At 65.3% G+C, this 12,307-nt stretch carries 12 protein-coding genes; 10 read left to right on the top strand and 2 right to left on the bottom strand.

The window, feature by feature from the left end:
- The coding region (locus Q319_RS27440; RefSeq protein WP_156039474.1) for a hypothetical protein at positions 1-186 on the bottom strand (186 nt) is incomplete at its 3' end.
- 74 nt (positions 187-260) lie between these two features.
- Between Q319_RS27440 and tnpC the strand changes: the two genes are divergently transcribed.
- Entirely contained in the window at positions 261-1,673 is a 1,413-nt protein-coding gene (gene tnpC, locus Q319_RS0119720) for an IS66 family transposase (RefSeq protein WP_029484150.1), read from the top strand.
- 309 nt (positions 1,674-1,982) lie between these two features.
- Here the strand turns inward: tnpC and Q319_RS0119715 are convergent, their stop codons facing one another.
- Positions 1,983-2,387 (bottom strand): YchJ family protein, encoded by a 405-nt coding sequence (locus Q319_RS0119715; RefSeq protein ID WP_034415968.1) that lies wholly within the window; start codon positions 2,385-2,387, stop codon positions 1,983-1,985.
- 146 nt (positions 2,388-2,533) lie between these two features.
- Here Q319_RS0119715 and Q319_RS0119710 point away from each other — a divergent pair, with 146 nt between their 5' ends.
- The 9 genes from Q319_RS0119710 (at position 2,534) to Q319_RS0119670 (ending at position 12,118) form a co-directional block, all read left to right on the top strand.
- Positions 2,534-3,373, top strand: coding sequence for a TrmH family RNA methyltransferase (locus Q319_RS0119710; protein WP_029484148.1), 840 nt, complete (start codon positions 2,534-2,536; stop codon positions 3,371-3,373).
- Positions 3,370-4,545, top strand: coding sequence for a hypothetical protein (locus tag Q319_RS0119705; protein ID WP_029484147.1), 1,176 nt, complete (start codon positions 3,370-3,372; stop codon positions 4,543-4,545). Before Q319_RS0119710 ends, Q319_RS0119705 begins: the two co-directional genes overlap by 4 nt.
- A gap of 72 nt (positions 4,546-4,617) precedes the next feature.
- Positions 4,618-4,914 carry a GNAT family N-acetyltransferase gene (locus Q319_RS0119700; RefSeq protein WP_029484146.1) on the top strand — a complete coding sequence of 99 codons (297 nt, stop codon included), beginning with the start codon at positions 4,618-4,620 and terminating at the stop codon, positions 4,912-4,914.
- Positions 4,915-4,952: 38 nt separating this feature from the next.
- A complete protein-coding gene (locus Q319_RS0119695) occupies positions 4,953-5,813 on the top strand; it encodes an MBL fold metallo-hydrolase (RefSeq protein ID WP_029484145.1) in 861 nt (286 codons plus the stop codon).
- 88 nt (positions 5,814-5,901) lie between these two features.
- Positions 5,902-7,305, top strand: coding sequence for an MATE family efflux transporter (locus Q319_RS0119690; protein WP_029484144.1), 1,404 nt, complete (start codon positions 5,902-5,904; stop codon positions 7,303-7,305).
- A gap of 327 nt (positions 7,306-7,632) precedes the next feature.
- Positions 7,633-8,214, top strand: coding sequence for a DUF2726 domain-containing protein (locus tag Q319_RS25795; protein WP_051655590.1), 582 nt, complete (start codon positions 7,633-7,635; stop codon positions 8,212-8,214).
- 231 nt (positions 8,215-8,445) lie between these two features.
- Entirely contained in the window at positions 8,446-9,600 is a 1,155-nt protein-coding gene (locus Q319_RS0119680) for an HD-GYP domain-containing protein (RefSeq protein WP_081846191.1), read from the top strand.
- 489 nt (positions 9,601-10,089) lie between these two features.
- Positions 10,090-11,175, top strand: a complete 1,086-nt coding sequence (locus Q319_RS0119675; protein WP_029484141.1) for a sensor domain-containing diguanylate cyclase — start codon at positions 10,090-10,092, stop codon at positions 11,173-11,175.
- 184 nt (positions 11,176-11,359) lie between these two features.
- On the top strand, positions 11,360-12,118 hold the full coding sequence (locus Q319_RS0119670) for an SDR family NAD(P)-dependent oxidoreductase (protein ID WP_029484140.1): 759 nt from the start codon (positions 11,360-11,362) through the stop codon (positions 12,116-12,118).
- Positions 12,119-12,307: the final 189 nt, after the last annotated feature.

Raw genomic sequence — 12,307 nt, 5'->3', positions numbered from 1 at the left:
TACTGACCCAATCTCATCTAAAGATTTTGACTCGGTTTTGTATGGGATAAGTAGAGTAGATGTATCTAGAACAATGATACTCTCCTCAAAATATTGATCAACTTCCTCTGAGACTTGAGTAAAGAAAATATCGGTATCGGGATATCGCTCAAGGTAAGCAAAAGGTGTTTTGTCTTTATCTGCCATGTTATTGGGAGTGTATCTGATTAGCGCTCCTGACCCGGTGGCCTGAACCGGGCAGGATTCGCTAGAATCGGGGCATGGCCGGGACGCTGACAGAGGGTGATGTGCTGGAGATCATCCGTCAGCAGACCGAAAGATTTGAGCAGTTGGAAGCCGAGAATCACGCGCTCCGTGCCGAAAACACTCGTCTGAAAAAGCAAATTGAGGAGCTGGAGCGCAAAAGGCACAGCAAATATGCTGCGCCGTTCAGCCGCGAGACGCGCAAGGCTGATCCCCAGCCCCCTGGACGCCGTGCAGGAACGGGAACGTTCACGTACAAGACCCCGCCTGAACCTGGTCAGGTTCAGGCCACCATCTCCGTGTCTATTCCCAATACCTGCACCACCTGCGGCTACACGGGCGAACTGGTCTTCAAGCAGATGGACAAGGCCTGGATCACGGACCTGAAAGCCGAGGGGGCCAGACTGATCACCGAATATCTCGTCCCAGTGATGATCTGCCCAGTTTGCGGGCAGAAGGTACGCGGTGAACATGCCGATCTTGCGCCTGATCAGTGCGGAGCGACAGCGCACCGTCACGGTGCACGGCTCCAGGCTGTGATCCAGACCCTGCGTCACGAGCAGGGCATTCCCGAACGACGTCTTCCCCGCGTCCTGGAACTGACCACAGGGATCCGTGTCACTCAGGGAGCCATCAATCAGGCCGCCGTCCGACTGGCCGCCGATGGCCGCCCACTGGCCGTTCAGATCCAGTCGCTTGAAGCACAGCTTCAAGTTGCTCCGTATGTCCACCACGACGATACGGGCTGGCGGATGAATGGCGTGGCCGCGTGGATGAGTGCGTTTCTCTCCGCCGATGTGGTGCTCTACCGGGCCAACCCTCAGCATACAAACGCCGAGGTGCGCGCCGTCCTGGGCGACCATTTCGCCGGAACGCTGGTCACAGATCGCTTCAAGGTCTACGACAGTCGGGTTTTCGCCGAGATGGTGCAACAGAAATGTCTGGCGCACCTGATCCGCAACGCGGACGAAGCGGCTGAACAAGGGCGCGCACGTCTTGGACGCGGGTACCTCTATGCCCAGCGGTTGGGTCAAGTGTTCCGGGATGGGATTCGCCTCCACTCGGCGTACCACGAGGGACGGATCAATCGACAGGAATACGCTCAGCAGGGTGAGGGACTCACCCTGCGTCTGAACCAGTTGTTGAACCGTCCTCCCCTGAAAACTACAACCAATGAGCGGTTGCGACAGGGACTCATGAAACAGCATCTTCGGGGCCGTTTGCTGTATTTCCTCCTGGACCCGGCAATTCCGCCCACCAACAACGCCGCCGAGCGGGCGTTGCGGAGTGTGGTCATGGCGCGGAAGGTGTCTCAGTGCAGCAAGAATCTGCTGGGGGCCACCACCTACACCCGCATCAAGAGCGTGGTGGAAACGGCCCGCTTGCGGGGCGAAGACCCCGTGGCTGTCCTGATGGCACTTCGGCGCTAATCAGATACTTGGGAGTATATCAGATTGCTTTGAAAATTTTTGCAGAAAACAACTATGCCAGCGTTTGCACTACGGGCGCAAGGCAACAGAATGGATAAGTAGCTAGCGGGTGCAAATCCGGGCATCGGTCAGATTCATATGCCGCACCCAGAGGGGATTTTTTGCCGATACGGACATTTGGATATGCCTTATTCTACTCCCGTTAACTACTTACTGGAAGAATTCAGAGGTCAGGGCGCAATTGATCTGCCATGCCTGAACCGCGCCCTATCCCTCGAAGAAATCTATGTTGGCGTGCTGGCCTGAGCCTCACCCTTCCGGTGCGTCCAGCGTCGGCGGCGTGATGTCGTCCACGTAAACCCAGCGCCCCTCCAGTTGTTCAAACAGGCTGCGTTCGCGCAGCACGTACCGCTCACCCCGGTTCACTTGCAGGGCGGCGCTGAATTCCACCTCGTTGCCACTGGCCTCGTAGACTTTCAGGGACAGGTAACGGGTGGCCGGATTCAGGTGCAGGTTCGCCGGGCGCGTGTCCGGGTGCCAGGTGGCCAGCACGTAGGCGGCATTGCCCAGCGCGTAGGCCGAGTAGCGCGAGCGCATCAGGGCTTCAGGGGTGGGCGCGGGCCGCGAACCGTCGTGCGCCGGGCCGCAGCAATGGGCATAGCTGTGCCCGGAGCCGCACGGGCAAGTTTTGAACGGAGGGTAGGCCAGCGGCATGGTGCCAAGCTAACGCAACCAGGGGTATGGGGTGGGGTCAGATGAACCGGGTACAGCGTATGGCGAGGCTGTGCTGACCACACTTCTGGCCACAGCCACCCTGTTGTCACGGCGCAGACAGAGGAGGTTTGCCATAATGGCCCGGCATGACCCGCGCCGATCCCAGCACCCCTCCCATTACCTCCCTGCAAAATCCGCAGCTCAAGCGGCTGGTCCGCCTGCACGCCCGGCGGGGCCGCGAGCAGGAGGGCGTCATTTTAATCGAGGGCGCGCGGGAGCTGTCGCGGGCACTGGGCGCGGGCGTGATGCCCACCGAGATCTTCAGTTGCCCCGAACTGCACAGCCCAGAGGCTGCCGAAGTGGCCCTCCTGCTGCCGGGAGCGCCCACCCTGCTCTCCCCCGCCGCCTTTGGGAAAGTCAGCGGGCGCGAGAATCCCGATGGGCTGCTGGCCGTGGCGAACCGGCCTGTGGTGGCCCTGCCCGATCTGGCCCCCGACGCCGTGGTGGTGGTGCTGGACGGCCTGGAAAAACCCGGCAACGTGGGCGCGGTCCTGCGGACGGCAGACGCCTCGGGTGCGGCGGCGGTGCTGGTGCTGGGGCGCGGCGCAGACCCCTACGGTCCCAACGTGATCCGTGCCAGCCAGGGCAGCGTGTTTGCCCTGCCGGTGGTGGCGCTGGACGAGGATGAGGCCCACGCTTATCTGGCAGCGCAGGGCTGCGTGACGGTGGCCTGCACCCCCGACGCGCCGCACGTCTACTGGGACGCGCCGCTGACCGGGCGGCTGGCGCTGCTGCTGGGCACCGAACACGGGGGGCTATCCGCGCACTGGCGTCAGGCCGGGAACGGCGCGGGCCTGAGCGTCCGCATTCCCATGACGGCTGGCAGCGCTGCCGACAGCCTGAACGTGGCCACCGCCGCCGCACTGATGCTGTTCGAGTGCGCCCGCCAGCGCCGGGATGTCAGGTTCAGCGGGGGGCAGCCGTGAGCCACGATCCATACCGCGAGTGGCTGCGGACCCGTCTGGGGCAGGAACTGGGCCTGCATGGGGCCGACACGGCGATTGAGGGCGCGGTGCAGCGTCGGGGCTGGCCTGCGCTGCGGGCGCTGGGGCCGCGAGATGTGGTGGCCGTGTTGCAGGACGTCTACAGCAGCCTGCGCCGGAGCGTCGGGGACACCCGCGCCGACAGTTGGCTGCAAAGCACCACCGTGGACCTCGCGGAGTACGCCCAGACCGTTCCGGTTCCGGCCCAGCCCACTTCTGGCCCACTGGCCCCCGAAGCCACGCCCGCGCCGCTGCGCTGGGGAAGGCGGGCGCATGACCTGCCGCTGCTGCTGGCCCGCGCCAACGCCGAGATCGCGGGCCGCAGTCTGGGGGCCATCCGCGCCGATCCCACACTGCTGGGGCTGGCCGGAACTGCCGAGTGGGACGTGCAGGCCACCCTGGCCGAGGTGCGCCGCTGGGAAACCGAGAAGATGCTGAGCAGCCTGCGGGCCGATCACTCGCGCACCGAGGTGGCCGACGCCGTGGCCGCCGCCGCCGCCCAGGCCGAGTGGCTGCGCCTGAATGTCCGCGAACTCCAGGCCGAACTCACGGGGGGCCAGAACGTCACGGCCCAACTGGCGCACGCCCGCCTGACCCTGACCCAACTGGACGCCTTCTTGCAGGCCTTCACGCCGCTGATCGAGGCAGGCGACGCCGATCAGCCCCTGCCGCCCTGCGAGGCCAGACTGGACCATGACTTCTTCTCGCTGGAAGTGCCGCTGAACCCGGCGGTGCTGCGTGCCCGCCACGCCCTCAAGCTGGCCCAGTGGCGGGCCGGGGCCGGGCCGGGCGCGGAGTCCGCAGCAGTGCAGGCCCAGCAGGCCCTGGAAGCCGCCGAGGCGGAGGCGCGGGCACGACTGGAGACCACGCTCCACACCGCCCGCACGGCCCAGGCCCGGTTCGTGCCGCTGCGCCAGCAGGTGGGGGCGCTGGAGGAACGGCTCAGGGTGCTGGGTCAGCGCGGCGGCGATCCCCTGAGTCTGGCGCGCGTGCGACTGGAATGGCGGCAGGCGCGTGCGTCGGCCCGCGTGCAGGCCCACCTGCTGGAACAGGCCATGCGTCTGCTGGAATCCCTGGTGGACGCGGGTGAAGCCCCGGAGCAGACAGGGGGGTAGACAGCGGCAACAGCAACAAAACCCTAACTCCTCCCGCATTTATCTGGATGCCGTAAGCCCTAGCTTGGGAGCATGACCAGCGATTCGGGAAAGATCACCTTCAGGGACAACGAGGCCGCGCAGCAGTACGAGATTCACCTGGACGGCGAACTGGCAGGCCACGCCGGGTACCGTCCACTGGACAATGCCCGTGAGTTGCCACACACCGAATTGAAGGACCAGTATGAAGGTCAGGGCCTCGGCTCCAGACTGGTTCAGTTTGCGCTGGACGATCTGCGGCAGCGCGGCCTGAACGTTGTTCCCACCTGCCCCTTCGTCGCGGATTACATCAGCAAGCACCCCGAATATCAGGATCTGATGCAGGGCTAACCGACCATCCGCTACCTAACGTTTGTTAGTCTGGCCCGATGGTTTGGAATCACATGCGGCAGATCGGCACAGTACGGGTCACCAGTCTCACGGACGCCAGCTTTGGTTTGGACGGCGGCGCGATGTTCGGCAGCGTGCCCAAGGCGCTGTGGGAGCGGGTGGCCCCGGCAGACGAGCAGAACCGGATTGCCCTGCGGATCAACCCACTGCTGATCCAGTTGGGCGGAGAAAACATCCTGATCGAGACCGGTTTCTGGGACCGGGGCGGCGAGAAGTTCGAGTCGATCTACGGTCTGGACCGCGACGAGACGGTGTTCCGGGGCCTGCAAAACGCGGGCCTGTCCCCGGACGACATCCATCTGGTAATCAACACCCACCTGCACTTCGATCACGCCGGGCGCAACACCACCGCGCTGAACGAGCCGACGTTTCCCAACGCCCGTTACGCCGTGCAAAAGCGCGAGCTGGACGATGCCCGCCACACCCACGAGCGCAGCCGCGCCAGCTACGTACCGGACACGTTCGAGCCTATCGCGGACGCCGGACTGTTCGATCTGATCGACGGCGAACACGAACTGCGACCCGGCCTGAGCGTGCTGCCGCTGCCCGGCCACAATCTGGGCCAGCAGGGCGTCGTGTTGCAAAGTGGCGGTCAGACGCTGGTGTACGTGGCGGACCTGATTCCCACCCTGGCCCACACGCCCACGCCGTACATCATGGGCTATGACCTGTACCCCGTGACCACGTTGGAGACTCGCAAAAAGTACCTGCCGCAGTGGTTCGAGCAGGGCGCGCTCATCTGCACCCCGCACGATCCGCGCACGCCGTTCGCCCGCTTGCAGGAGAATCCGAAGGGCGGCTTCGTGGCCGTGCCGGACGCAGGAGAGCTTCAGAAATAGCGAGGGGAAAGGCGTGGCTGACCGCCTGATCCACCCTCCGCCATCTGGCTGATTTGTTCCGGCCCTGAAAGGTGTAATCTGGCGCGTTATGTCTGCCATCCCCACCTTTTCTCCACCGTCTGAAACGATTAAGTCGCCCATGCGCGAGATCGCCTCCATTGCCGTCCCCGTCAGTCTGGAGATGGTGATTCAACTGCTGCTGACCTTTATCAACCAGGTCATCGTGGGGGCGCTGGGGGCGGTGGCGGTGGCGGCGGTGGGCCTGACCGGCAGCCTCAGCTTCCTGTTTTTCGTGACGCTGGGGGCGCTGGGATCGGGAACCAGCATCCTGATCGCGCGGCGGGCCGGGGCCAACGACAGCGCGGGCGTCAACCAGACCCTGAGCGTGACATTGGTGGTCAGTCTGGTGCTGGCGGGCGCGCTGACCGTGCCGATCATCCTGAACGCCGACACGCTGCTGCGGCTGGCGGGCGGCGCGGAGGACGTGACCCGCACCGCCGTGCCGTACATGCAGGTGGGGATGCTGGCCCTTGTCCCGGGGGTGCTGGGCTGGATCTTCAGCGGGGCGCTGCGCTCGCTGGGGCACGCCCGCACGCCGCTGGTGGTCACCAGTTTCACGGTGGTGGTAGAAAGTCTGGCCGCCTACGGGCTGGTCTTCGGCGTCGGCCCGCTGCCAGAGCTGGGCGTGGTGGGGGCGGCGTGGGCACTGGTTCTCGCCAACGGCCTCAAGGCCCTGCTGCTGGCCTATCAGGTGTACGGGCCGCGCCATCTGGCCGCCCTGCAATTTCCAAGTCGCGCCGCCCTGCGCGCCATCGCCGGGCCGCTGATCGCCCTGAGCGCGCCGCTGGCCTTCACGGAATTCGTGTGGAGCCTGGGCAACTTCATGTACGCTGCCGTCTTCGCCCGCGTCGGCACGGTGGCCCTGGCAGCCAGTCAGATCGTGGCGACGCTGGAGGGCATCTTCATCGTCGGCTCGTTTGGCCTGATGAGCGCGGCCACCGTATTCATTGGGCGTTCGCTGGGGCAGGGGGACGCGGCGGGGGCGCAACTGTGGCTGGCCCGCATATCGCGCGCCGGGCTGATCACGGGCCTGGGCTTTGGGGCACTGTTCGCCCTGAGCGCGCTGATCGTCCCCGGCCTGTTTCCCAAGGTGGGCGGGGCCGTGCAGAACATCGCCGTGATCGGCATTCTGATCAACGCCAGCACCCAGATTTTCAAGGTCCGCAACATGATCGTGGGCGGCGGCATCCTGCCCAGCGCGGGCGACGGCAAGGGCATCATCCTCGGGGATGTGGTGGGCGCGTTCGTGGTGGGGCTGCCACTGGCGGTCACATTGGGGCTGTACACGCCGCTGGGCGTCTGGGGAGTATTCATAGCGCGCGGCCTGGAAGAAATCGTCAAGGTGGGCATCTTCGAGTGGCGGCGGCGGCGCGTGAACTGGGACAAGCTGGCGCTGGAGCAGCGCGGCAAAGAGGTTGTGGCGGCCCACTGATACGGACTCCGATTGAAAGGTGTTGAAACCAAGTGTGATCCGAGCAGACCTGCAAAGCTGCCAAGCAGAGCGAGAAGGAGGAGAACGGGTTGCGGGTGTGGAAACCTGCGCTTTCCCGGTCTCTACGCGAAACAAACGAATTCCGGGCACCAGGTGCGGTGCTGGATGGGCCGAAAGGTGTTGAGTTCCCTCCCGGTTTCATGGGCGGTCTCGGGGTCCGCACTTGAGCGTGGATGCCCTTCTCAATTCTGCCCTCTTCTCGATTCTGAATCCTTAAAACACCCGTCCGCTAGAGCGCTGTCATGACCGCCTGTGTACCATCGGAGAATGGTCCTCTTCCTGCTCGGTCTGCTGGCGGGTGTCGCTGCGGCGATGCTGCTGCGGATCGGGTATGGCCGTCAGGCGTCCAGCCGTCCGGGAGCGCCGGTGCCGGTGCCTGCCGCTGCCGACCCTCTGGAAGACGCGCTGCCGCCGCATCTGGCCGTCGAGACCCGGAGTCCATTTTTCAGCCTCAGCGAGGGCGCATTCTTCCGCACCCTGGAACAGGCACTACCCCCCGGTTACCGGGCCTTTCCCAACGTGCGGCTCTACGATCTGTTCGTGATCGTCGCCGCCCTGCCCCCGCAGCAGGCCGCCCTCGCCAGCCTGCGTGACGAACACATCGACTTTCTGATCGTGGTGCTGGACGGCCACCGTCCAGTGGCCGCCATCGAACTGGGCGGCAGGAACGCCAACCACACCGAACAGCACCGCCGCGATGAAGCCAAGAACCTGGCTTTTCGCAGCGCGGGTCTGCTGCTGCTGCGCCTGCGCGCAGAGGAAGACCATACGCAGGCCAGCCTGGAAGCATTGCTGTGGCAACACCTGCGGCCCGCCGAGCGCGAGTGGGCCGACCCGTCGATAGGCTGAGACAGATTCCGATTGAACCGTTGCTCCAAGCGATTTGAGTTGAGCGAGATGGACTCCGCCTGAAACCATTGCCACTCCTGATGACGGTGACAAGTGGCCCGGCATCAGGGGGAAGTGATGCTGGATGGATGGGGCCGGCTAGCACCCCCGCCCCCCCCCGCCCCCCCCCGCCCCCCTTTGGGCTGGTCTGCTGTGAGAACCGTGAAAGGCACGTTCCACGATGCTGGGGCCATGCTTCCCGCTGAACGCCACGCCAACCGTGGTCATGGCCCGACGCCGGCCAGGGACGTACGCATGCTGGCGGCCCAATCGGTGCTGGACCTGACCCAGCAAGTCTTCTCTGCCAGCACGCTGGAACAGGGCGTCACCCCCACGCTGGAGTACCTCATCACCCGCACCGCCGCCGTGGGCGCGGCTTATGTCCAGGTCACCTGCGCCCAGGAGCGGAGTTACCGTGTGCGCGCAACCTCAGGGGAGATGCCGCAGACTGCCCGTGTCGAGGACCTGGTCAGTCGGGGGCTGCCCCTCCAGACTCCGCTGATGCTGGCGCTGGAAGACACCCCCGGCTGCCTGTTCTTCGACGACATCGTCACGCTCTGCGACACCCTCACCGTCGGCTTCACCACGGTGGGCATCGCCAGTCTGGCCGCCTCGCCCGTGCGGGCCAGGGACGGCGAATTGCTGGGGGCCTTTTTGATGTATACCTTCACGCCGCACGTCTGGCAGATGGAGGAGGCCGCCATCTTCAGTCTGGTTTCTGGCACCATCGCCGGGCTGGCGGGCCGACTGGCCGCCGACGAGCAGGCCAGCGACGCGCGGGAGTCGGCGCTGCGGGCCATGGGGCTGGCGCTGGAGGTGCGCGACGGCGAGACCAAGGGCCACACGGACCGCGTGACCGCTCTGGCGATACGGCTGGCGGGGGCGCTGTGCTGGTCACCGTCCCAGATCCGGGCGCTGCGGTGGGGCGGGTACCTGCACGACATCGGCAAGATCGCCATTCCTGACGCGGTGCTGCTCAAGCCCGGCCCACTGGACGCCAGGGAATGGGCGGTGATGCGCTCGCATGTACGTGAGGGCGTGCGCTTTGCCACGGCGCTGTGCTTTCTGCCAGCCACAGCGCTGGAGGTGGTCGCGGATCACCACGAACGCTGGGACGGTCAGGGCTACCCGGCGGGCAAGGCGGGCAGCGCGATCAGCCTGGCAGGCCGCCTGTTCGCGCTGTGCGACGTGTACGACGCCCTGACCAGCGAGCGGCCCTACAAGGCCGCCTGGACGACAGAGGCGGCACTGGCCGAGATCGGGACGCAGGCGGGGCGGCATTTCGATCCAGAACTGACGCGCCTGTTCATCCAGGTGATGACTGGGGACCAGGACCGCGCCCATTGATCCTGGTTGCGGTTGAGGGAGTTACGGAGGCCCTGAGACCGGGGGAGCGTGTGCCTGGTCCAGGACAGATCAGTGAATTCCTGACGCAATACGGACTCCGATTGAATACATGTGCAAAAACGGTGGAAATCTGAGCGGGACCCGCAGAGCTGCGCCAGCAGACTTGAAAAGCTTCGTGGAAGAGCGTCCTCTCCTGCGGAGCTTTGCAAGTCATGGGGAGTCGCCCCATAGGGCTGCCATTTCACGACGACAGTCTGTTCATGACGAGAGCGAGAAGCAGGGAAACAGGTTCCGGGCGTGGAACTGGCAAACCGGAGCTATCCCTGTTTGTTAACGAAACAGACGGAATCCTCGTAAGACAGTCCTGCGGCCAGGATGAGAGACTACGGCGCACATTCACACCCTGACCGCTTTTGCCAACTGCCTTCATTGATTGCCCCTACCTGCCCGCTGCCGTCCGGCCCGCCTACCGAACTCTGGAGTCCGTCCATGCCGAGAACCGAGACAACCCTGCTCGTCCGCTATCACCAGTTGGTACAGGTGCTGGCGTCGCTGGCCCGCAGCAGCCACGAGGTAGAGGCAGTGGTGCAGGAGGTCCACCGGCAGGCTGGCACGTTGTTCCCGGCCCACATCACCCTGCTGGCCCTGCGGCAACCGGACGGCGACTGGTGCTGGGAGTTGTACCGGGAAGAAAGGCGCTACACCCACCATCTGCCCTTTTACCCCGAGGGCCTGATCGAGAGTGTGCTGCGCGGCGGGTCCCTCTGCATTCCCGATTTCCCCGCCTACCTGGACAAACATCCGGTCCGCATCCGGCGGGTGGTGGACGACCGCGTGGTTCTGGAACCGGGTGAGGAGGATGGACCGCCGGACCGCCTGGCCCTGTCCATGCTGTTCGTGCCACTGGAGGTCCGGGGCCAGCAAACGGGCGTGCTATCGATCCAGAGTTACGAGGCCAGGGCCTTTGACGGCACCGATCTGGAATTTCTGGAACTGCTGGCCCAGCACGTCTCGATTGCGCTGGAAAATGCCAGTCTGCGCGAGGACCTGGGCCGGCTTGCCCACACGGACGCGCTGACGGGCCTGCCCAACCGCCGGGCCTTTTACCACAGCGTGCCCCTGTGCCTGAACAAAGCGCGCCAGCAGGGGCGGGAATTGGCCCTGGTCATGCTCGATGTCCATGAATTTAAACGAATCAACGACAGTTTCGGGCACCAGACGGGAGACGAGGTCCTGGCAGAGGTGGGGCGTGTCCTCCAGCAGACCTTCCCCGCCCCGGACGCCGCCTTCCGCCTGAGCGGGGATGAATTTGCGCTGCTGGTGTGGGAGCCGGAGGCGCGCCTGGACATGCTGGCCACCCGCCTGACCCACGCCCTGCGCGCTGCCGACTGGCCCCCCGGCCCTGGCCCGATCTGCTTGCAGGGGGGCGTGGCGCACCCGCCACCGGACGGCAACATCGACGACTGGCTGTCGCTGGCCGACACCCGGATGTACCACGCCAAACGGCGGCGCATCGTGGGCAATCAGGTGGACTGGGGCCTGGATTTCGGTGATGACGTCCACCCCGGACCCTGAGCCGGGCGAAACTGAATCAGCCCACCACGCTGGCGCACGATCTGATGGCTGTGGAAGACGTGCGGAAGCTGGGGCCGGGACGCACCTGCACATCAATCCGATGGCACTGTGGCCCTGGGCGGCACAACTTGACCGTCCATTGAAACTCCTGGGCATCCAGGCCGCCGTCAACGACACTGGAGGCATGACCAGAACACAGGAGCAGGAGCAGAACGTCGTCGTCACCGGAGCGGCGCGCGGCATCGGGCGGGCCATCGCGGCGCTGTACGCCGAACGGGGGGCCAGGGTCCTCAGCGTGGACCTGACCCTGCCGCCCACCCTCAAGGGCCAGGGGCGTGTCAAGGCCGATGTCAGTAGCCCCGCCGGACGCGAACGCATCGTGCGGGCGGCGCGCGAACTGGGGGGCGTGGACGTGCTGATCCACAACGCCGCCTATCAAGGCGCGCACGGCAGCGTGCTGGAGGTCAGCGAACGCGGCTGGGCCAGAACCCTGAACGTGAACCTGACGGCCCCATTGCTGCTGACCCGCGCCCTGATCGATCTGATGCCGCCGGGAGGCGCGGTGGTCAACGTGGCCTCGGTGCAGGGGTTGTTTGCCGAACAGGACAACGCGGCCTACACCGCCAGCAAGGGCGGATTGGTCAACCTGACCCGCGCGATGGCGCTGGACCTGGCCCCGCGCGGCCTGCGGGTCAATGCGGTGGCCCCCGGCGCGATCAGCACCGAAGGGTTGCTGGCGGGCATCGAGCAGAGTGACGATCCGCCCGCGACCCGCCGCGATTACGAGGATCTGCACGCCCTGCGCCGCCTGGGCACGCCGCAGGAAGTGGCCCAGGTGGTCTATTTCCTGGGCAGCGCAGAGGCCAGTTTCATGACCGGGGCCATCGTGCCCGTGGACGGCGGCATGACCGCCAGCTTCATGATGGCCGGGCGGCCCGTTTAAAGCATTTGTCCGAATAGACGCAGCAGAAAAAAACTACGGTGGCAAAATCAGCTTGTCCCAGTCTGCCTCAAGCTGAGCCAGGCAAGCCTGGGGCGCTCGTCGGAACCGCGACTGAAGGCGGCGGGATTCATGCCGGGTTTCCAATCTTTGACGTAAAGCCCGCCAATCTTCTACATCCGTGGGCTGGAG

This window comes from Deinococcus marmoris DSM 12784 (assembly GCF_000701405.1).
Lineage (GTDB): Bacteria > Deinococcota > Deinococci > Deinococcales > Deinococcaceae > Deinococcus > Deinococcus marmoris.
This window is presented reverse-complemented; position numbering and strand designations above follow the sequence as displayed.

Coding starts and splice junctions, on each gene's coding strand:
- tnpC (WP_029484150.1), top strand. CDS start 261: ATGGCCGGGACGCTGACAGAGGGTGATGTGCTGGAGATCATCCGTCAG.
- Q319_RS0119715 (WP_034415968.1), bottom strand. CDS start 2,387: ATGCCGCTGGCCTACCCTCCGTTCAAAACTTGCCCGTGCGGCTCCGGG.
- Q319_RS0119710 (WP_029484148.1), top strand. CDS start 2,534: ATGACCCGCGCCGATCCCAGCACCCCTCCCATTACCTCCCTGCAAAAT.
- Q319_RS0119700 (WP_029484146.1), top strand. CDS start 4,618: ATGACCAGCGATTCGGGAAAGATCACCTTCAGGGACAACGAGGCCGCG.
- Q319_RS0119695 (WP_029484145.1), top strand. CDS start 4,953: ATGGTTTGGAATCACATGCGGCAGATCGGCACAGTACGGGTCACCAGT.
- Q319_RS0119690 (WP_029484144.1), top strand. CDS start 5,902: ATGTCTGCCATCCCCACCTTTTCTCCACCGTCTGAAACGATTAAGTCG.
- Q319_RS25795 (WP_051655590.1), top strand. CDS start 7,633: ATGGTCCTCTTCCTGCTCGGTCTGCTGGCGGGTGTCGCTGCGGCGATG.
- Q319_RS0119680 (WP_081846191.1), top strand. CDS start 8,446: ATGCTTCCCGCTGAACGCCACGCCAACCGTGGTCATGGCCCGACGCCG.
- Q319_RS0119675 (WP_029484141.1), top strand. CDS start 10,090: ATGCCGAGAACCGAGACAACCCTGCTCGTCCGCTATCACCAGTTGGTA.
- Q319_RS0119670 (WP_029484140.1), top strand. CDS start 11,360: ATGACCAGAACACAGGAGCAGGAGCAGAACGTCGTCGTCACCGGAGCG.